General features: G+C 61.6%; 11 protein-coding genes. 5 read left to right on the plus strand and 6 right to left on the minus strand.

Annotated elements, in window-relative coordinates; translation table 11 throughout:
* Window positions 1-64: 64 nt before the first annotated feature.
* Window positions 65-3,412 carry a hypothetical protein gene (locus BGIM_RS0141465; RefSeq protein WP_157369823.1) on the plus strand — a complete coding sequence of 1,116 codons (3,348 nt, stop codon included), beginning with the start codon at window positions 65-67 and terminating at the stop codon, window positions 3,410-3,412.
* 147 nt (window positions 3,413-3,559) lie between these two features.
* Here BGIM_RS0141465 and BGIM_RS0141470 read toward each other — a convergent pair whose 3' ends face one another.
* A complete protein-coding gene (locus BGIM_RS0141470; RefSeq protein WP_020475497.1) occupies window positions 3,560-4,756 on the minus strand; it encodes a hypothetical protein in 1,197 nt (398 codons plus the stop codon).
* Between the two features lie 297 nt (window positions 4,757-5,053).
* Here BGIM_RS0141470 and BGIM_RS0141475 point away from each other — a divergent pair, with 297 nt between their 5' ends.
* Window positions 5,054-6,025 carry a DUF1559 domain-containing protein gene (locus BGIM_RS0141475; protein WP_020475498.1) on the plus strand — a complete coding sequence of 324 codons (972 nt, stop codon included), beginning with the start codon at window positions 5,054-5,056 and terminating at the stop codon, window positions 6,023-6,025.
* A 167-nt stretch (window positions 6,026-6,192) separates the two neighbouring features.
* Here BGIM_RS0141475 and BGIM_RS0141480 read toward each other — a convergent pair whose 3' ends face one another.
* From BGIM_RS0141480 to BGIM_RS0141495, 4 genes are all read right to left on the minus strand, one after another.
* Complete coding sequence (locus BGIM_RS0141480; protein WP_020475499.1) at window positions 6,193-6,714, minus strand: YfiT family bacillithiol transferase; 522 nt, start codon at window positions 6,712-6,714, stop codon at window positions 6,193-6,195.
* A 78-nt stretch (window positions 6,715-6,792) separates the two neighbouring features.
* Entirely contained in the window at window positions 6,793-7,278 is a 486-nt protein-coding gene (locus BGIM_RS0141485) for a metallophosphoesterase family protein (protein ID WP_020475500.1), read from the minus strand.
* Window positions 7,279-7,303: 25 nt separating this feature from the next.
* Window positions 7,304-7,978 carry an SGNH/GDSL hydrolase family protein gene (locus BGIM_RS55245; RefSeq protein WP_084760536.1) on the minus strand — a complete coding sequence of 225 codons (675 nt, stop codon included), beginning with the start codon at window positions 7,976-7,978 and terminating at the stop codon, window positions 7,304-7,306.
* Between the two features lie 20 nt (window positions 7,979-7,998).
* Window positions 7,999-14,286 (minus strand): beta strand repeat-containing protein, encoded by a 6,288-nt coding sequence (locus BGIM_RS0141495; protein WP_020475502.1) that lies wholly within the window; start codon window positions 14,284-14,286, stop codon window positions 7,999-8,001.
* Window positions 14,287-14,608: 322 nt separating this feature from the next.
* Between BGIM_RS0141495 and BGIM_RS0141500 the strand changes: the two genes are divergently transcribed.
* Together BGIM_RS0141500 and BGIM_RS0141505 are read left to right on the plus strand one after the other, a co-directional pair.
* Window positions 14,609-17,011, plus strand: coding sequence for a DUF1549 domain-containing protein (locus tag BGIM_RS0141500; protein WP_020475503.1), 2,403 nt, complete (start codon window positions 14,609-14,611; stop codon window positions 17,009-17,011).
* Between the two features lie 396 nt (window positions 17,012-17,407).
* Window positions 17,408-18,727 carry a DUF1501 domain-containing protein gene (locus BGIM_RS0141505; RefSeq protein WP_020475504.1) on the plus strand — a complete coding sequence of 440 codons (1,320 nt, stop codon included), beginning with the start codon at window positions 17,408-17,410 and terminating at the stop codon, window positions 18,725-18,727.
* 17 nt (window positions 18,728-18,744) lie between these two features.
* Here BGIM_RS0141505 and BGIM_RS0141510 read toward each other — a convergent pair whose 3' ends face one another.
* Window positions 18,745-20,277 carry a class I adenylate-forming enzyme family protein gene (locus BGIM_RS0141510; protein ID WP_020475505.1) on the minus strand — a complete coding sequence of 511 codons (1,533 nt, stop codon included), beginning with the start codon at window positions 20,275-20,277 and terminating at the stop codon, window positions 18,745-18,747.
* A 679-nt stretch (window positions 20,278-20,956) separates the two neighbouring features.
* Between BGIM_RS0141510 and BGIM_RS55250 the strand changes: the two genes are divergently transcribed.
* Entirely contained in the window at window positions 20,957-22,042 is a 1,086-nt protein-coding gene (locus tag BGIM_RS55250; protein ID WP_020475507.1) for an OB-fold protein, read from the plus strand.
* Window positions 22,043-22,055: the final 13 nt, after the last annotated feature.

Genomic DNA, 22,055 nt, shown 5'->3' on the forward strand with positions numbered 1-22,055 from the left:
TTGGCGTTCTAAACGGTTGGTTGATGTGTGACTGCTTGACGACGGCACTTAACAATTGAAGCTCATGGCAACAATGCTCGAATATCGCAACAACGACCCGAAGATCGCCTCCCCGCTGGCCAAACTGCGGGGGATCATCCGGCGGTATGTCGTCATCGAAAGCTTGCTGGCCGTCGGCCTGTTTCTGGCCGTCTGGTTCTGGCTGGCCATGCTGTTTGATTTCGGCATCTTCAAACTGTTCACCTTCGACTGGGCGACGGACGCACCCAAGACGCTCCGCACCATCATGCTCGTCTTGGCGTGTTCGATGTTGCTGGCGGTCGTCGTCTCCAAGATGCTATTGCGGCTCACGCGGGATTTTTCGCAATCGTCCCTCGCCCTGATTTTGGAAAAACGCTTCCCCGCCATCCTCGGGGACCGGCTCATCACGGCCGTGCAACTCTCCGATCTGGAAAAGGCCAAATCTTACGGCTACTCGACGCAGATGATCGAAAAGACCATCAACGACGTGCGCGACCGCATGGATCAGGTGCCGGTCGGGCAGGCGTTCAACTGGAAACGGCTTCAATTGCGCGGGCTGTTGCTCTCGCTGGCCACGCTTGGGTTCTTCCTCGTCAGCGGCGGGGCCGTCTGCGCCCTGGCCCGGATGTCGCCGGGCGAGTTCATTCCGGAGTTCACAGAGGTTTCGACGATCCTCGTCGAGCGGGATGTGCTGTTGAAGAACACCCCATGGCCCCGGCGGGCGTACATGGAACTCGTCGATTTTCCGGATGAGGAACTCCGCATCGTTCGCGGGCAGGATGTCAGCCTGCGTGTGGTTGCTTACAAGTGGGTCATCGCCGACAGCGCCTCCCCGGTTGGCTGGCGGCCGCTGCTGTGGACGGATGTCCCGGCGGTCCTCCCCGGCGAGAACATCATCCCGTTGCCGGGCAGTGTCGTGGAAACGGTGCGTCAAAAGCTCCCTCGCGGCATCTCGGATGATCCGGCCAAATGGACGGCCGATTATGTCGAGCAAGTTTTTGTGCCGAATGAGGAAGCCCGAGACGGCCTCTCCGCCAAGTTCGGCATCGGCTCCGAGGTGATGGCGATTCAATCGACCTTCGACAAACTGGCCGAGCGGGCCGCCGACCGGTCAATGTCCCGGACGTTGAAGAAGCACCGCATTCCGGCCGAAGTGCGGATTCGCGGCTGGGGCCTCGCCACCTCCGTGGAAAAAGGCCTCGGCGCCGAGCCGAATAATATGTTCGTGGTGACCCTCAACTCCGGCCCCAAGGACATCAAGAACCCCAAGGACATCACGGAGTCGATCCGATTTTACATCGAGGGGGAAAACTTCGCCACGCCGTCCAAGCAAATCACGCTGGTGCCCCCGCCGAAGCTCCAGGAACTGTACCGGGACGAATACCAGCCCGCGTATCTGTATCATCGGGCGCCGTTTGTCGAGGATCAGGAACTCGACAAGGAGCAAAAGCCGTATCGTTCGAATCCGAAATTGCTCAAGGGCATGAAGCAAGTGGTGGCCGGCCAGCCGATCTCCCTCACCGGGGACAAATCGCGGTTCGACATCCCGATGGGAACCGATTTCGTCCTCCGGGGCAAGTCGGACAAGCCGCTCGTCGAAGTGCAACTGTTGCCGACCGGCGCCGGACCCGGCGGGGGAGCGGCGACGACCGCCACCATCGAGAAGCCACTGTTGTTGCCGGTGATCGACGGCCACGGGTTCGAGGTGGCGTTCAAGGCCGAAAACCACACGGCCATCACTGTGCAGACCGATTTCGACATCTTCCTGCGGGACACGGACAACGTCACCTCGATCCGCCACGTGCAGGTCGTCGTGAAAGACGACCGCCCGCCGGAAGTCAACGTGGAAGTGGCCATCATCCGCAAGGTCGACGGCGTCTACATGTGCACGCCGCAAGCACTGATCCCGTTCACGCCCGGCAGCGGGGCCACCCCCGGCAGCACGATCACGGACGACAACGGACTGAACCGCGTGGATTACGTTTTCAGCTATTACGAAATCGAACCCGCCGCCATCACCGGGAAACGAGCCGAGTTCGCCGCCTGGTATTGGGGCAACATTCCGGTGTTCCCGAACATCGGGGCCGCCCTCAACCGCGCGGTCGTGCACGGGATGAACTACGACAAGATCAAGTCGGACAAGGCGGTGGTTGACACGTTCACCCCGCTGAAGGCATTCGTGAACGATTACACCAACCGCATGGAAACGCTCGACCAGATCAAGGCGAACCTTTCCAAGCCCCGCCCGGCGGCCGCCGACCAGCGGGTCATCAATCGCATTGATTACCGGGCTTCCGAAAGCGAGCCGAAATACGCAGACGAGGACAAGGACGAGCCGAAATACAGCTTTGACCTTCGACGAACCGTGCCCGGCCTTCGCCGCGAAAGCGAAAACGACGTGCAGCGGAACTACCTGCTGACGCTCAACGTGGTGGCTGTGGACACGAACGTGGACGCCGCCAAGCCGGGAACCTCCCAGAACAAGGAAACGCTGGTGTTCCGGCTTGTCTCCGACGCGGAACTGCTTTCCCGCATCGCGATGGACGAAGCCAAGTTGGCCGACGAATTGGAAGATGTCATCAAGAAGCTGACGGACATGGACAACAAGTTCCGCTCGTTCACAGCCCGCGTGCCGTCGCTGCAAACGCCCGACCATTTCGTCTCGGAGCAAACCGCCACGAACGACATGGGCGAGCAACTGACCGCCGCGAAGAACAAGACCAGCGAAGTGAACGCCAAGTACAACAGCATCCTGCTGGAATACAAGACGAACCGGATGGAGAAGAACCTCATCACGGCCACGAAGACCAAGATCGTGGACAAGCTCGGCGAAGTGCTGGACCGCGAGTTCCCGGAGGCCGAAAAGAGCTACGGTTCAATTCAGGGTTTTGTGGCCCAGAACCGCCAGCCGGAGGCCGCCGAAGTTTTTGCCACTCAGCAAAAAATCACCGTCTTGCTGGAAAAATTGCGTGACATTCGCGGCGGCATCGGCCAGGGCCTGGACTTCAAAAAGGTCATCACCGACGCCGAGGCGTTGTTGAAGATGCTCCGCCTCAACAAGTCGTACATCGAAAACTGGCTCAAGAATGAAACCGTCCTGATCGAAGCCATCAACCTGCGGGTTCCGAGCGCCCCGGTTTCCGTGGCTCCCGGCCAGAAGGTGGTCGTCCGCATCCCGATGTCGATCGGCCCGGCCTATAGCGAAAACTATGTGGTGAAGTTTGAGCCGTCGCCGGGAAGCAACCTGAAGGTTCCTGAGAAGATCACCCTCAAGGAAGGCGACCGCGAGTTGACGCTGGAAGTGACCGCCGGAACCAACACCGGCCTCTTCGCCGTCCGCATCATCCCGGACGCCGGCCCGGTGAAGGATCTGCGGGTGTTGGTGAAGTAAGGGCGGCGTCAACTCCCCAAGACCCTCGTCGCGTCGGCGGCGGGGAGGGCACGTTTCACCAAAGGGATTTCTGAAGACAACCGCTCGTTGAAAATCATTCAACGAGCGGCTGTCTTCTTTTCTTTGCGACACTTTGTGTTGTGATGATTATTTTTCCCTCGGATCATTTTCCGCCTCCAGAGTCGCCCGGAGGCGGGTGGCGATCCATTCCCAATCTTCCGGGGTGGGTCTTCGTTCGTTCTGGCAAAGCCATTCCCGGCCGTCGACGGCTTGAATCTGAAGGCCGCCGAGAATCTGTGTCGTGTCGCCGCTTTCGTTGGTGATGGTGGAGACGAGGCGGGTCGCCCTGACCGACGCCACTTCGGATCGCGCCCATCGGATGATCTCCCGCCCGTCTGGCCGACGGATGGCGAGGTCTTCCTTGTTGACAATGATCTCGATCCGGCCGCGACCGCCGGGGCGGTTCCGAACATATCGAATCGCGTCGCTTAACGCCCATATCGGCCGGATCAGCTGCCAGCCGACGACGGCCAGCGGAAGACCAAAGAGCATTCCGAGGCTCCCCTTCACCAGCGCCTCGGCAAAACGGATCAGCAGGTTTGGATGCGACGGCGGCCCGAAGACAAACGGGCCAATTCCCACGATGAACTGATGTCCGCGGCCCGTCAGATGCAGGACCATTCCACACACTGAAGCCGCGACCAAAACGACCCCCATGAAGAGCAGCAGACCGCCGGGAATGGATTGCGGGCCGCGGTTCCAAGCATCGGGATTTGGCGGACTCACCAGTTTCCATGTCGTGCGGACGGGGAAGACCAGGCCGTTGGCCTCCTCTCGGGCATTGACCCGGCTAAGGCATGGCTGCCCGGTTCGCTCCCCCGTGAAGCCGACGCGCTCCTCGACGACCGAAACCGCGTTCCCGCCGACGCCCATCCGCCCGGCCAGCGAGTTGGCGGCCCGCATCAGGCAATCACGCGAGACCGTCCATTTCAAGATGAGCGGCTTGCCTTGGTCGCCGCAGATCACCAGCATCGAATCGGAATTGTCGCCGGATCGCACGACAATTCTCCGCACCCAATCCGCCGGGCGAGAGCGCGCCCACAACCACCACGGTCCCGCCCGGCAGGCGACGCCGATCCGGCCGCGAGCCAGGGTGAGGCCGGGACGACAGACAAACAACATTGCAAGCAACATCCACGGGATGGCATACCATTCCGGATTCTCGGAAACGAGGGCGAACACGCCGGACAAGACAAGACCCGACAAAGACATGATGGAAAAGGATTCCGAATATCTCAGCCCGCCGTCGGGAAGTTCGGCGGGGTCGGCAAGGTAGTGGCTCATCGGCGAAGTCCTTCAGAGAAGCCGATTTAATCATACCCGCAGCCCGGCGGCGGACGCCAGTGTCGGATGATTGAAAACGCAATCCCGGAAACATTTGCCATTTTTCTCTCGCGTCGGCGTGCTAAAGATATCAGGATTCGCACGTCGGAGTGATTCCCCAATCAAAGGGCAACAACCAACCTCAACCCGACCAGTCATCTCCTTCGCCAACATCTCTTGCTTCCTTCACACAATCACCATCCCAATGATGGGAGAATCATCTCCTTCTTGGTTCGCCCGTAATGAAGGAACAGCCCGATGATTCGACGAGTCGCTTTTACATTGATCGAGTTGCTGGTGGTGATCGCCATCATTGCCATCCTCATCGGGCTGTTGCTCCCGGCGGTGCAGAAAGTCCGGGAGGCGGCCAACCGGATCAAGTGCCAGAACAATTTGAAGCAATGGGGGCTGGCGCTGCACAATTTTGAATCGACCAATTCCTGTTTCCCCACGCAGGGAGATGTGCCCGTCGCGCAAGTGGGCGATCCGTGGTCGGCGCAGACGCGGTTGCTGCCGTACATCGAACGCGGGGATCTTGGCAAACTGATCGACTATTCGCAATCGAGCGACGGGCAGGCGATGGCCGTCAACCGGGTGGCCTTGTTGATTTGCCCTTCCGAAGTCAACGACCATCCCCAGGCGACCGCCGGTTCCCCCTATCCGCTGAACTATCTCATCAACATGGGGACATGGTTCGTTTACGATCCCTCCACCGGCGCCACCGGGGACGGCGCCTTCGGCATGAACCGCCAGACGAAGTTTGCGGACATCACGGACGGGACCAGCAATACCCTCGGCTTGTCCGAAGGAAAGACCTTCACCGTGATCGTCCGCGACGGCGGCGTCCCGGCCACGGCCGGCGTCGCCATCCCGGCCACCCCGGCCGACGCGATTGCCTATGGCGGCACTTTCAAGGTGGATGGCGGGCACGTTGAATGGATCGACGCCCGCAGCATTCAATCGGGATTCACGACGACCTTCCCGCCGAACACCAAAATCCCGTATGTCTCCGGCGGCATCACCTACGACGTGGACTTCACCAGCCGCCGCGAGGGCAAAACGGCCAACGTGCCGACCTATACCGTCGCCCCGGCCCGCAGCTTCCACACCGGCGGCGTGAACACCGCGTTGATGGACGGCTCCGTGCGATTCACACGGAACACCATTCTTCAAGCCACTTGGCGCGCCCTCGGCACGCGGGCCGGCGGCGAGACATTTAACGATTTTTGATTTGGGGAAATGATCGGCCGGGGGCGAAAAGATTGCCTCGGCGAAATCAAAACCGCCTTACGATCTTGGAATAATTTCACAAGCTCAACGGGGCGAAAACAGGCCCATCGGCCATGCCAGAAAGATTGGCGATGGTTGCGTGGCCCGGTTCGCCAAGATCATCACGTTCACCACGAATAGTTTTGCCGCATCCAGTCAATCTGGGCGGTGTGGTGTTTGCCGTGCCAGGCGTAGATGTGCAACCCTTCGGCCAGCGTGTAGGTTTTGTTTGGTTCCGGGTGATAGAAGGTCGTTTGGAAATCACTGTCGGTCATCGCCCGGAGCAACACGACCCAGCGGGCGTGCAGGGCCTCGATCAGGGCGATGGACAGTTCCGGGTCGGTGTCCGCGTCGGCCGTCAGCGACCATTCCCATTGCTTGTAGGGCTTGATCGTCGGGTTCTCCTCGGTGAGCGCGAACTTGAACCGGGCGAAGGCGTTCATGTGGCTGTCGGCCAGATGGCTGATGATCCGTTTGGAATCCCAGTTGACGTACTTCGTGGCAAGTTGCTCGGCCGACAATCCGGCGATGGCCTTCCGCAGGTTGGCGGCCAGGGAGGCGATGTCATCAATCATCGCTTCACGTTCGGCGACTGTCGGCGTGGTGAACGATCCTCGCTCACCGGCGGGATACTTCGGGGGAGTCGTCATGGGGTAAACTCTAAGCTGGGAACTTGGAACGTAAGTCTGATGTGATTTGTATTCCCAAGTGTTGGAAGAGAAAACCCGTCACTCCACATTGAGAAAGCGAAGCTCCCCCTCGGGCAAATCCAGCACGGCCACGGTGAACTCATCGGCCCGGAACAACGCGCCGGGATTGATCCGGCGAATCGGGCCATTCATGCGATCATGTTTGTCGTGGGAATGCCCGGTCAACAGATAGTCCGGCCTGTCTGCGATGACCCGGCGAACATCGACGGTCATGTGTCCGTGGGCGACGCCCACCCGTTTGCCCTCAAGTTCGACGATGCCGCCCCACTCCAGACACACCGAACCGGTTTGCGCGGCCGCCGCGCGGAGTTCCGGCGCCTGATCGGCATCGTGATTGCCGAAGACGAAGTAAAACGGCCGAACGGCGCAGACGGCCACGATGTCCGGGCTGGTCAGGTCGCCGCAATGAATGAGAATGTCCGCGCCCTCGGCAAGCAGGATTTCGACGGCCCGCCGGGTGCGTGAAAGATGGTCATGAGTGTCGGAGAGAATGCCAATCCGCATGGATCATGACCATCAAGAAATGCCTTTACTTCAACAACGAAGCGATTGTCTCGGCCACCTGTTTGCCGAGGGCTTCGCTCCCTTTGGCATTCAGATGGACGCCGTCCTTGGTGAACAATTCCGGCTTGTCGATCACCACGCCGAACAGGTCATTCACCGGGATTTTCTCGGCGGCGCCTAACTCGGCCACGGCTTTGTTGCGGACCCGCACGCGGTCAGTCTTCTCGGCGAGGATATCCCCCTTGTCCGTCCGCACCGGGGTGGTGCTGGCGAGGACAAGTTTCGCCTTTGGCGCCCCTTGCCGCAGCACGTCCAGCATCTGGGGCAACGCTCTGGCATATTCGCCCTCCGAGTAACCCCAGCCGTGCATGCCATTGTTGAAATGGATCACGTCGAAGGTCGCCTGCCCCAGCACGAGTTTTACCTCGGCCACCAAGCCCGGATCGCCGAGGCTCTTGGAGGTCGCCAGCCGGCAGACGACCGCCTTCCCCTTGAGCCGGTCTTCCACGTCCTTGTAATAGGCGCGGGTGATGGAATCCCCGATCAACAACACCTTCGGAATATCCTTGGTGTTGTTGCCGGGAACCCACACATCCAGCCATTCAATGGACTCACGGATGACGCGAGACGACTCCGGTTCGGCCGCCGTCGCCGGGCTGGCGGCGAAAATCGCCGCCAGCAACAATACAGATCGAAACATCGAGTTGTTCATGATGCTCATCAGATAGAAGGACGTTTGGCGAACTTGCTGCCATCAATTGCCAATTGGTCGTTGACAATGGTCACCCCGCCAACCGAGACGGTGCCGGCCGCCGCCGCGCCGGACTTGTAAGTGACACCATCTTCTTCCGTCAGCGGGTTGAGGGTGGCGGCGACACTGGCCACCGTCACCGTGCCGATGTTCGCGGCCGCCACATAACTGTCGCGGAAGCCGGAACCATCCCGGCGATCTTCCGGCGACGGGCTGGCTCCGAAGAACGGAGCCGTCAGGCTCAGGCTGCCAAGGGAGCGATCCGTCAGGCCGAAGGTCGCTCCATTGGCCACGGCATTCCCCTTCTGGAAGCGGGCGCCAACCTGGATCGTGCTGTTCTGGAGCCGGGCGGCGGTGAAGGAGGTCAGGTTTCCGTCCGTGATGTCGAAGATCGTGCCGCCCGACACCGTGCCGAGGGCCGAGAACGTTCCGAGGCCGACTCCGGCTGTGTTCCCGAAGACATTCACATACGCCGCAATCACCCCGCCACCGAGGCTTGATCCCGGTTCTTGGTTGCCGATCACATTGAACGAGCCGAGTTGCCGGGCAAGAATGACGAACCCGGCCACATCCCCGGCCTTGATGGTTCCAATCGACTTGTTGGCCGCATATCCGGCCGCGATGAGGCCGCTGGCGAGCGATTCGTCCACCGTCAGCGAACCCAAGCCGGCGGGGGCGATCACAGCGACATTCCCGGCGAAACTACCGTCCGTTGTGATGGATGTGATTCCGGTCGCCGTTGCGGCCGTGTCGCGGGCGACAAATTCGGAAACGGAGATCGATCCTCGGGAGTTCGAGAGATAATCGGCCGACGATTTCACCGTTCCGATTGACGCGGCGGCCACAAAGATGTTGCTCAAATCGAACCCGGTGATCGAGCCGACCTTGCCGTAGCCGGGCTTCACCGTGGCCAGGGCGAGCGGAAGATCATCGGCGGTCACAAAGAGCGTATTCACTTGCCCCTTGGCGGTGATCGAAGTCACCCCGAACGGGGCATCCACGGTCACCGTGCTGATGCTGGAATCCGTCGTGATGGCGCCGACACCAACGCCGGACGCCACGCCGGTTCCCTTGAGGAGCAGTTCCGAAGCGTTGAACACACCGGCGATGCGGGAGGTGGCTCCGCTTTCCGGTGTCAGGTATCCGGTGGTCTTGATCGCCCCGACGCTTTCGCCGACCAGGGTGATCCCGGAGGAGATAGAGCCGGCGGTGATGCTTCCCACGCGGCCGACCACGTCCGTGCCGGGCACGGGCGAATCCGTGGTGATGACGCCGCTCAAATCACGGCCGGCGGTGATGCTGGTGATGCCGTTGGGCGCCGTCAGCGTGCCCGAGATGTTGGCGGCCGCCTTGACCGCCCCGATCCCGGCCACTGTTCCCGTCTCGCGGTAAGTGTTGAGGGTGAAGTTGCTGAAATTGCCAAGCTGGGGCGCGGTGCTTGCGAGCGTCTGGGCGACTCCCTTGGCGGTGACATTCCCGATGGATTCGACGAAGGCAAAGTTGTCGCTGGTCGATTCTCCGACCGTGAAGGAACCGACCCGGCCGGCCGTCGAATCCGACAGTTTGAACGTGTTGTTGGAAGACCGATACGGAACCGTGATCGATCCGAGATTGCCGCCGAGCAAGTTAAAGGTGTTGGAGGCGAGATTCCGGCCGGCGGTGATCGTCCCGATGGCGTTCTTGGCGGCCGTGCCGTCGTTCCCTTGCAGGTTGAAGGTGTTGCCCACGGAAACGCCAATGTCTCCGAATTGTTGGGCCGCCGCATTGACGACGCCGGTGATGGAGCCGACCCGTTTGGCGGTCACGGACAAGCCTTCGATGGTACCCCCGGCCAGCGCGGTGATCCCGCCCGTCGTGGGATAGGTGAAGGTGGTGATGACACCGCTGAGCGTTTTGGTCGCCTTGATCGTCCCGATGTTGCCGTTCCAGGCGATCAGTTTGTTCGATCCCATCGTGTAATTGCCGGCGACGGTGATGGTCCCGACAGCGGTTCCGGCCAGATTGCCGGTGGTGAGAATATTGGCCGAGAGGTTGCCGTTCGCCCCGTTGACGAAGTCAGCCGGGTTGGTCTTCGTGGTGATCGAACCAATCGAACCGGCCCGGACGCTGCTGCCAGTCGAGGTAAAGTCCGTGGTCAGCAGGGCCTTGATGTTGCCCGTCGCGGTGATGGCCACGGCGGTTTCACCGGCGGCCGACCGGCCGATGTCCAGCGAAGTCGTGATGTTGCGGACACCATCCGGGTTGCGGACGCCCGCTCCGGCAGTTACGGTCGTCAAACTGCGGCCAAGGGTCCACCCGCTGGTGATCCGGGCCTTGATCGTGCCGATGTCGCCGAGCACGTCCCAAAGGCCGGAAAGGGTGCCGGCCACCGTCACCGAGGCCACGTTGGTTCCGACGGTCGGCGTCCGGGTGGTCAGGCTGGCCTTCAAATCACCGGCGGTCGAACCTTGGACGGTCGATCCGGTGGTCTTGATGGTCCCGAATTTCTCCGCGATGAGGCTGGTGGTGGTAAGGCTCGACTGAACATCCTCGGCGGTGAAGGTGGTCAGCACCCCGCCGATGTCGATGGTACTGTTGTCCACCAGTTTGGCCGTGAAAATCGTCCCGGCCGTCAACGCGGTCCGGCCGGTGTCCGTGGTGATTGTGCTGCCAGTGATGTTCCGCAGGGTGGCGGCCGTCAGCGTGCTTTGCGTGGTGATGGTTCCGTTGACCAAATTGGCCAGCGGGGCGGTGATGGTGACCGCTCCGACGCCGGAGACGGAGATGGAGTGGATGAGAACCGTTCCGGTTCCGTTGGTTCCGGCGACGGTCGGAGTGATCGTCAGCGTGGAGGCGGCCGTGTTGGTCCGCACCACGATGTCCAGTCCCAAGTCGTTGCCGGAGGAATCGAGCTTTTCCGTCACCACCAGCCCGGCGGCCGCCCCGAGACTGCTGGTCACCGTGTAAGCCTGCCCGTCTTGAAGGAAGCCGGTGACCGTGCCGTCCGTGTCGGAGGCGGCCCCCGACTTCACGCCGACGCTTGTGGGCGTGGAATAGTCTGCCTGCACGAAGTCGCCGCCGGCTTGGAAGGGGATGGTCGTCGTGGTGCCTGGCGTGACCGAATCAAGGAACTGGCCGGTGACATTCCCGCCGCCGGTGACCGAAATCACCGGCAGGGGCGTGGCTGTGGCCACCCCGGTCCCGATGAGATGGGAAGTGCCGACACTCAAGGCAACATTGCCGGTTCCGACTTTGGCGAGTTGGTCCCCGGTGGCTCCGAGGCCGACTTGCAAGTCGCCGTTGAGGATGATCGTCCCGGTGGTCGTGACCGTGGCGGTTTCGCCGACGGCCGGTTGGTTACCGACTTGGAACACCGCCCCGACGCCCACCGTCAGGTTGCCCGCCGTCAGGCCGATGGCCGTGTTGCCGGAAGTGACGAAACGTGTGCCGGCGTTGGAGATCGTCAGCCCGCCGGTGCTGATTGTGAGGGAGTTGGCCCCCTGTGTCCAGGTGCCGCCGTTGATGGCGACCCCTGTGGTGGTGTTGAAGGTCAACGGCTTGGTGACGGTGGCGTCGCCGTTAAAGCTGGCGGAACTGGCGCTTAGTGTCACACCGGCGGCGGCGGGAATACCAATGGTCGAAGCACCGGCAATGCTGATGGTGCCGGTGGCGGTCACATCCCCTTGAATCAGGGTTTTGGAGGCCGAGGTGGCGAGGGACGAGACGGTCAGGGGGGCGGTCGGCAAAGTCACCGTGTTGCCCGCCTTGAGGGTGACGGGAGCGGTCGCCGCAATCGATTGGGCGGTGGAGGCGAGATCAATGTTCCCGCGATTAAAGACGCTCAGGCTCGTGGCCCCGCCCGCGATGGTCAGCTTGCCGTTGAATTCGTTGCCCGCGTTGGCCAGGCTGACGGTGTTGGCCCCGGCATTCAGGGTGACTGTCCCCGTGCCCGAGGTTCCGGAGGTTGTTCCCACGGTTCGCAAGCTGGCTGTCTGACTGATGTTTCCGTTTGCCGTCACATTCAGGTTCCCATTCCCAAGGAGCAGGGAGCCGAGCGCCACGGCGTTGGTGTCCGTGAGGGCAAAATTGCCTGTGCCATTCACCCGGCCGGCGACGGTTCCAAAATTATTCCCGCCGTCGGTGAGGGTGACATCGCCTTTGGACAACCCGCCGTTGAAGGTGGCCGTCCCGGTGGAGGTGATCGGGCCGGTCTGGCTGATGGCGCCGTCGGCGCTCGCGGTCGTGAGGTTGTTGGCGGTCACCGTCAGGGTGGGGACGGTTGACGTGCCGAGAATGATGTTCCCGGTCGCCGCCAGATTGAACGTGTTGGTCGAAGTCAGGGCCACCGCCCCGGTGAGCTTGTTGCCGGGGTTGGTCAGGTTCGATGTGCCGTTGGCCGCCGTGAAGGTCGAGACGCCGCCGATGTTGAGTTTCGTGCCCGGCGATTGCAGGAGGGCGCCGCTGGTCGTCGTGCTGATGGTGGCGGCGCCGGTCGCCGTGGTGATGTTCCCGAGATTCAACGCCGCGCTGGTGTTGTTGAGCTTGAGGGTGTTGGCCCCGGTGACCGTCGCGTCCACCCGGCCGGCAAACTGATTGGCCCCGGTGGACAAATCAAGGTTTCCACCCGGCTTGAACAATGCCACCGAGTTCGAACCGGTTTTGATGGCGCCGGTTTCGGTGATATCCCCCGCCGTGGTCGTGACAGTCAGCCGGCCGCCGATCGGGATGCTGCCCCCCGTCAGGCTGAGGCCGTTGGTGTCGTTGATGGTCACGTCATAAAAAGTGGGGTTGCTGGACCGGTCCAAGGTCTGGAATGTCACCGAGGTGAAATCATTCGCCTTGTCCAGCACAATCGGGCCGTTGATGGACGTGATATTGGCGGTCGGCACTGTCAGCGGCGCCGACTGGTAAACCCCCGTGCCGGTGGCTGTCAGGGTCGTCACGGTCGACGGGACGAAGGCTCCGAGGACCAGCGGGGCGTTGACAAGATTCAACGAGAGATTGGTCACCCCGGCCGGCAGTCCGGTGAACTCGGCGGCGTTGGCCGACGGACTCGAGTCTGTCAGGCTGACGGTCGTCGGCGTGCCAGTGACCGTCACGGTGCCGCCAAAGAAATTGGAAGCATTGCTTAGATTCACCGTGGAGGCCGCGCCGGACGCCGTCACCGTGACCCCGCCGGAGGACGGGAGTTGGGTGATGGAGCCGGTTTGGGTGATATTCCCGGCGGTGGCCGTCAGGTTCAAAGAGGCCCGGCCGACACTGGCCGCGCCAAGGGTAATCGCATTGGCGTCCGTCAGCGACAGCGCTTGGGTGCTGTGCGTGGCCGAGATGTTTAGCGAGCCGAATTCATTGGCGGGATTCGACAGGGTGATCTTTGAATTGCCAAGCACGTTAAAGCTGGAACTCACCGGGCTCGTCAATACCCCCGACTGCGTGATATCCCCAAACGCCGTCAGGCTCAGGCTGTTCGTGGCGGTGATGGCTCCCGTGGCCAGCGGGGCGTTCGGATGGCTCACGCTGACGGTGGCCAGACTCGCCAGATCCGAAAGCACCGGCATTTGGGCCACCGAGCTGCCGTTGCTCCATTTCAGCGTGGTGATCGTCCCCCCCGACACTTCGTTGAAGTCAACCAAACCGGCCACCGTGTTGCCGGGATTCGAGGCATCAATGGTGCCCGAGTTGGTGCTCTTGTCAAAGGTGGCCGTTCCGCCGACGACGAGCGCCGTGTTGGCCAGAGAGGTGTTTCCCCGTGAGGTCAACAAGAGGTTGGATGTGCCCCCGGTGAGCGTCACGTTGCCCGTCCCGGAACTTTGAATGGTGTTGGCCGTCGCGGTGAACGATGTCCCGAAGGTCGAATTGCCGGTGAAGTTGACTTGGGTGCCGGTGTTGGCCAGGTTGATGGTAAACGGCTGGGCGTAAGCGTTCGCCCCGCTGTCCGCGAAGAAGACCTTGGTGTTGTTGGCCGTGTCCACAATGTTGATGGCGGTCACCGCCGGCAGAATCGTGGCGTTCGTCCCGGAAGTGGAGCCGAACGTCGCCGTGAACGACCCGGCGGCAACCGCCGTGGCCGAACCGACCACATTGATGTTCGCCCCGGATTCGTTCAGCGTCACTGTTTCGGCGGCGTTGTCCAGCGTGATCGTCAGCGTGGTCCCGGTGACGGCATAAGTCGCCGGGACCGCCCGGTCTTCGAGCGAGTCGAGCCGCAACTTGGCGACGCGGGGTTTGCCTGATGATTTTGAGGCGATAATCGCGGCCAGTCGAGAGAGATAGCTCATGATGATTACCAAGATGCGGGGGATATCGGTTCGCCGGGAATGGATTCGATCATTGAGGGAACCCCGGCACGGGAGGCGAATCAGGAAAGTAGGGTAACGGGTATTGACCGGGCAAGTCAATCAAAATGTTCAAGAAAGGTTCATGTGGATAAGGAGTTATGACATAAACATGACTGTGTGAGACCATTGTTTCAATCTGACGGCCGGACATCTGTCGCCAATTATTGCTTGTGTTGGCCTCTAGGCCGGGATATAGTTGCCTTTGTCAACCTACCCCGCCAAACGGCCGCTCTCTCCACGCCCGCCGACTCTGAGTGGTTCCATGACCAAGACGCTTTGGGCCGTGCTGTTGTCGCTTGTCTTCGGGATTGCGCCCGCCCGCGCCGCCGTGGTCGTGACTCCCCCTGCCGTGCGACTGGACAACCCGGAAGCCTCGCAGCAATTGCTGGTTACTCTTCCGGCCGCCGACGGCACCCGCACCGCCAAATACGAAATCGCCGATCCCGCCATCGCCGGGGTGGATGCCGCCGGAATGGTGACACCCAAGGCCGAGGGCCGCACGGAAGTGCGCATCACCCACAGCGGGGAAACGATCCGCATTCCCGTTGAAGTCACCGGGTTGAAGGCTCCCCGGCCGGTGTCGTTCGAGCAGGAAATCATCCCGATTCTCACCAAGGCTTCCTGCAACAGCGGCGGCTGCCACGGCAAGGCCGAGGGGCAGGCCGGTTTCAAGCTCAGCGTTTTCGGCTTCGACCCGGCCGCCGATTATCAAGCCTTGGTGAACGACGCCCGTGGCCGCCGGATTTTCCCCGCCTCCCCCGAAAACAGTCTGTTGTTGGCGAAAGGAACCGGCCAAATCCCCCACGGCGGCGGCAAGAAGCTGGACAAGGACAATCTTCGCTATCGCCGCCTGATGCGCTGGCTCAAAGAAGGCACCCTCTACTCCGGTTCCCCCGTTTCGCCGGTGACAGCGATTGAAGTGGAACCGAGCCAACGGACCCTTGCCCTTGGAAGCACCCAACAACTGCGGGTGACGGCTGTCGCCGCCGATGGCTCCCGCCGCTGCGTGACCGCCGAGGCCGAGTACGACTCCAACGCCGGAACCATCGCCGGGGTGGACGGGCGCGGCTTGGTGACCGCCGGGGACAAGCCGGGTGAAGCCGCCATCTTGGTCCGCTACATGGGCCAAGTCACCGTCTGCCGGGTGACCCTCCCGCGACCGGGAGTGAAGTTCCCCCGGCCGGCCGAGGCGAACTTTGTTGACAAACATGTTTGGGACAAACTGGAACGCCTTGGCATCCCCCCGAGCGACCCGGCCGAGGATGCCGCGTTCTTGCGGCGAGTTTACCTCGACACCATCGGCACCCTCCCGACCGCCGACGAGGCGAAAGCCTATCTCGCCGACGCCTCGCCGGACAAACGGGCGAAACTGATCGACCGCTTGTTGGATCGGCCCGAGTATGCCGACTTTTGGGCCTTGAAATGGTCCGACATCTTGAAGGTGGACAAGGACGCCGTCACCCCGCAAGGCGCGGTGGCGATGACCCGGTGGATTCGCCGACAGTTCGCCGACAACCGCCCATATGACGCCATCACCCGCGACATCGTGACCGCCCAGGGCAGCACAACCGCCGAAGGTCCGGCCGCGTTGTACAAATCGCTCGGCACCCCGGAAATCGCCGCCCGCTCTATTAGCCAAGTGTTCCTCGGCGTGCGGATCGAATGTGCCGAGTGCCACCACCACCCCTCGGAACGTTGGGGACAGGACGATTACTGGGCGCTGGCCGGAATGTTCTCCGGCGTCACTCGCAAACCCCTGCCGGGCGGTTCGGAGGCCGTCGTCTGGAAGGGGGGCGTGGATCTTGGCCCAAAGGTTTCCAAGAAAGCGAATGGCACACAAACCATCCCCGCCAAGCCCCTCGGGGCCGCTTCCCGCGAATACGCGCCGACGGACGACCGCCGCAAGGTGTTGGCCGACTGGATGACCGGGCCGGAGAACCCGTTCTTTGCCCCGGCGATTTCCAACCGCCTCTGGTCCCACTATTTCGGCCGGGGCTTGGTCGAACCGCTCGACGACATGCGGGCCACCAACCCGGCCTCCAACGAACCGCTGCTGGCCGCCCTCGCCGCCCATTTGCGGGAAAAGAAATACGACCTGAAAGCCTTCACCAAGACGCTGCTGCTGTCGCGGGCCTATCAATTGAGCAGCAAGCCCACACCGGCCAACCAGACGGACGAGCAAAACTTCTCCCATGCCGCCGTCAAGCCGATGCCGGCCGAAGTGTTGTTGGATGCCGTGTCGCAAGTGACCGGCGTTGCGGAGAAGTTCAACGGCTGGCCGGAAGGCTACCGGGCCATCCAAGTGTGGGACAACCGGATGCCCTCGTATTTCTTCCACATCTTCGGCCGCCCGGTCCGATATAGCGTGTGTGAATGCGAACGGGGCACCGACCCAAGCATCGCCCAAGCCTTGCACCTGATGAACTCCCCGGAGATCGGCGCCAAGGTCCGCTCCCGCAACGGCCTGGCCCGCAAGCTCTCCGACTCCGACAAAAAGCCGGAGGCGATCATTGATGAAGTCTTCCTGACCGCCCTGAGCCGCCGCCCCAACGACACCGAACGGGCCAAAATGCTGGAAGCCTTCGCCGACGGCGACCGGAAGAACGCGACCGAAGATGTATTGTGGGCGATATTGAACAGCAAAGAGTTTTTGTACAACCGGTGAAAGGTGGCCTCGGCGGCTGAACACATGGCCGGGGTTGGTTGTGAGTGGAAAATCAACAGACACTTGAGCAAGAGCCCCACTGCGTGAGCGGTGGGGGTGTTTTCCAAGTGTGACAGCTACCCCCACCGCTGACGCAGTGGGGCTCTTGGAATCATTGCAAATGTTGCTTGATTTTGCATTACTTTGATTGAGCCTTTGGATTAAAACCGAAGAGACCCCCTCCAGCTCCCCCTTGCCAAGGGGGAGAGGAAATCCGGTCGTTGCCAAAACCATTAGCCTTGGAAGAGAGGCCGGTTTTGCTCTCCCCCTTGGCAAGGGGGAGTTGGAGGGGGTCTGCTTCAACGCACATTGAGCTTTTTGTGTTGGGAAGAACGCCGAAGTTAAAAGGAAAAGACCATGTCGTCATTCCGCACCCGACCGATGTCCCGTCGCCAGGCCCTCCACATCGGCACCGTGGGGATGCTCGGCGGGTTGTCCCTTCCCCGGTTGCTCCAGATGCAGGCGTTCGCCGGGACGGAGGCTCCGGTGAAGGCGAAGTCGTGCATCTTCCTCTTCTTGGAAGGCGGCCCCAGCACCATCGACATGTGGGACATGAAGCCGGACGCCCCGGCCGAGGTTCGCGGGCCGTACAAGCAAATTCCGACCAACGTGCCCGGGACGTTCATTGGCGAACATTTGCCAAAATGCGCCAAGATCGCCAACAAATACACAATCCTCCGCAGCCACAGCCACAACGACAACGGCCACACCACCGGTTACCACTATGTGATGACCGGCGTGAAGGCCGACTTCGCCGACGGCACCAACAGCCGCAAGCCGAACAACGTGCTGTATCCGTCCATCGGCTCGGTCGTCTCGCGGGAACTCGGCAATCGCGGCACCGTCCCGCCGTACATCAACATGCCCCACCCGCTGACCGCCGGCGGACCCGGTTTCTACGGGGCCGAACACGCGCCGTTCGTGATCGAGGGGGACCCGGTCCAGCCGGATTTTGAAGTGCGAGATTTGCTTCCCGTCGAGGGGATCGACGCCAAGCGGGACGCCCGCCGTCAGAAATTGCTCGGCGGCTTGGATCTATCGCAATCAGCCGCCGGGAAAGCCGGGACGATGGCCACCTATTACGACAAGGCCCGCGATTTGATGAGTTCCCCCGCCGCCCGCAAGGCGTTCGACATCAAATCCGAACCGGCGAAATTGCGGGAGGCCTACGGCTACACCACCCTCGGCCAATGCGCGCTGCTCTCCCGCCGGTTGGTGGAGGCCGGTTGCCGGTTCGTCGGCACCGACCACAGCGGTTGGGACACGCACTTCACCTGCTTCCCGAGCCTTGAAAAAGACCTGATCCCCAGCGTGGACCACGCCTTCAGCGCCCTTGTGACCGACCTCGAAGATCGCGGCCTGCTGGACAGCACCCTCGTGGTGATGATGGGCGAAATGGGCCGCACGCCGAAGGTGAACGCCCAGGCCGGCCGCGACCACTGGTCGGCCGCCCAAAGCGTCCTCTTCGCTGGCGGCGGCGTCAAACCCGGCATCGTGATCGGCGCCACCACCAAAAACGCCACCGAACCCACCGCCGACCCAGTGAGCGTCGAAGACATCCTGCGGACGATCTTCAACCAAATGGGCATCGACAGCAGCAAGACCTACACCACCCCGCTCGGCCGCCCGGTGCCGATTGTCAACGGCGGCCGGGTCATCAAGGATCTGGTGGGGTAAAATCTCCGGCCACGTGTTCAGAAAGGCTCTCCACCGTTGGCGGCGATCCACGTGAGCCGAGCACGGTCGAGTTTGCCGTGATAGGTCAGAGGCCATTCGTCGATGTAGGCGAAGCCCTCTGGCATGGAGCAGGTATCGAGTTGATCCGCGAGCCAAGCCTTTAACCCGGCCTCGTCGGGCCGGTCATGGCCTGCGCGGAGTGTCATGAACGCAAAGGGAACCTGACCGCTGGCGGTATCCGGGGCGGGGACGACCACGGCGCGCGTGATCGCGGGGTGATGGCTCAGGGCCTGTTCAATGATCGTGGGAGAAATCCGGCGGCCGCCTCGATTGATAATGTTCTGCGCCCGCCCCAAGTGCCATAAGAATCCGTCGTCGTCGATCCGGGCCAGGTCGCCGGTGTGCAGCCAGCCTTCGCGGAGGACGCGGAAGGTTTCCGCCGTGTCGTTCCAATAGCCAAACATGAGGTCGTTGCTGCGGATAGCGATCTCGCCCGCCTCCCCGGCCGGCGCCTCATGGCCGTCCGGCCCAAGGAGGCGAATCTCCACCCCGCGCATCAACCGGCCGCACGAACCCGGCCGCACCGGGCCAGAGAGGGGATTGATCGCAAAAAATCCCGTCTCGGTCATCCCGCTCATTTCCACCAAATCCCGGCCGGTGGTTTCCCGAAACCGGCCGTGCAGCCCCTTGGGAACGATGTCACCCCCCGCGATCCAGAGCCGAAGGGCCGAGTGGTCGGCGTCACGGGCGGCCGGATTGGCAAACAGCGCGTCGGTCGTGCCGGTTCCCGTCATGACGTATGTTTTCGGCGGCCTGCTCTTGTAGGCACTCCAGAACAGGCCCGGCTTGGGGGATTCGATCATCACGCACCGGCCCCCCGCCCGGCACATTGGCATGATCTGCCCGAGGAGGATCATCGGCCGGCAAATCCCGGCGGCGACGAAGGCCACGTCCTCGGAGGTCAGGCCCGTGTCGTCCGCGAAGGCCAGCGCCCGCCGGGCCATCCGGTTCTGCGTGTGAATGACGGCTTTCGGCCGGTTCGTGGTTCCCGAGGTGTAAACGATCATCGCCAGATGATCGAGACGCGGGTCCGGTTCGGTCGGCGATTGGCCGGGGCCGGCCTCGATGATTTCCCAAGGGAGGACGGGGGGAGGCGGATTGAGGTCGCCCACCGTGACCATCACTTCCGGCCGGAGTTCTTCATGCCCCTCGAAGACGGCACGAAGCGTGGCCGTCGGCGCCACGATGCCGCGCGCCCCGCTGCTGCGGACGGCGTGCCGAATTTGGGCCGGGATCGACCAGGGCGCCAGCGGCACGGCCACCAGACCGGCCCGGAAGCAACCCAGCAAGAGGCCCAGATGTTCGATAGTGTTGCCCAGAAACGTGATGACGCGATCCGACTCCCCCAAGCCCTGAAATCGAAGCCCCGCCGCCACCCGTTCCACGAGATCATCCAATTGGGTGTAAGTGATATGCTGTTCGCCGACGCTCACGGCGATTCGGTCGGGAAATCGAACCGCCGCCTCGCGAATGATTCGCCACAAAGCCATCGACCCGCCCCCGAACTGCGCTTGATTCTTCCGATACCGTAGCACGCCCCGCCAACGGAGGACGGGTGGCCCCGACGCGATGTCAATTTGAAATTTGCTCCAGAACCATCAAAAATGCAGCCGTTTGTTAACAGCTAAATTGGTGGCCTCCGGTGATCGGCAAGCGCTTGGTAACGAAGATTGACGGCGGATCTTTTCCGTGGGAAGATCCGATCACCAATCGCCGAAGGGCGTCGGAAGCATCATCGCAGCAATTGCTTATAGCCAAGAATATTACGCCGATCAAGGAATCATCATGTCTCGCCTGGCCATCCTCGTTGCGAACCTGCATGGCATGCCCGAGGCGAATGCGATGTCTCCGGCATCAACAAAGGACTCGGCGGGGCGTTTAACAATTGGGACACCGCCGGTCCCCATGCCGTGCTGCTCGCCGCCGGGGGGCTGATTGTGGACACCGATGAGATATGAGAGGGGAAGCATCAAGGTGCCTGGCCATATTGCGGGGGCAACAGAAATTTTGCGTTCTTTGGGGCTGATTCGCGGTTAAGCCGACAGAGCCATCGTCAGATGATTTTTGCCATCACAACACGCCGGCCCACGTTGGTCATATTCTAACTTTTGCAGGCCGATTAATCCCCGCCTTGTCATCATCCGACTCAACAAATTTCAGGAGTTCTTCATGGCAGCTTCTCGTCCAGACGGTGATGATTTTGAGGATGCCGACCGACCGCGTCGCCGGCCGGATCGTCGCGATGAATTTGAAGATGATCGTCCCCGCCGGCCCCGCCGGGATTTTGACGACGACCAACCCCGGACCGCTCCGGCCAAAACCCTGAGCATTCTCGGGCTGCTCTCGCTGATTCAAGGGATTATCTCCCTGTTGGTGAGCTTTATGCCGTGTGTCGGTGCGATCGCCATCTTTGGGGGAGCCCTCGGTTTGGTGCTTGGGGGGATTGGCCTGCTCGTCGCCAGATCGTCGAATCACGGCAAGGGATTGCCAATCGCCGGGATCATCACCAGCGTCTTCAGCATGTTGATCGCCGGGGTTTGGATCTTGTTCATGGCCAACGCATCGAACAAGGTCGCAGACATGGAAGTGGAAGTGGCCGACGCCACCAAGATTTCGGCGGCGCAACTCTGCCGGGAGTACGACACGAACGTCATCAAGGCGGATCAAACTTACAAGGACAAGGTGCTGGAAGTAACCGGTCAGGTGAAACTCGTCTCCAAGGAGCGGCCCGGCCGCATCACGGTCGAACTGGGGAGCCGGGAAGACACGATTGATTGCGATTTCGGCTCGGCAACGCAGGCCGAACTGGCGGGGATCGAGCAGGGCAAAACCGTCACGATTCGCGGCAAATGCAAGGGGGTTGATCGTCGGTCCAAGTATGTCATCCTGACGAACTGCAAGCTGGCTAGGGATATCGCACTTGATGGCGTGCCTCCCGGCGAAACGGTCAAAATCGAGCAGAAGAAACTCATCGAAGAGTATGAGAAGGATGAGGATGACGCGAACAAGACTTACAAAGGCAAAATAATCGAAGTCACGGGCGAAGTGACGGAAGTGATCGCCGCCGACAAAAAGGAACTCATCGTCTTGTTCCGCGCCAAGAAGGGACCATACTTGGAATGCCGCCTGACCCCCGAGGCCACCAAGTCGGCCGGAAAGGTCAAAGAAGGCCAAAAACTAACTCTCCGGGGTCTCTGCGCCGGCCTTCAAGATGATGAATATGTCTTGGTTGAGAATGCCACTTTGGTGAAGTGAATTTCCGACCGGC

The sequence above is a fragment of the Zavarzinella formosa DSM 19928 genome (genome assembly GCF_000255705.1).
Classification (GTDB): Bacteria; Planctomycetota; Planctomycetia; order Gemmatales; family Gemmataceae; genus Zavarzinella; species Zavarzinella formosa.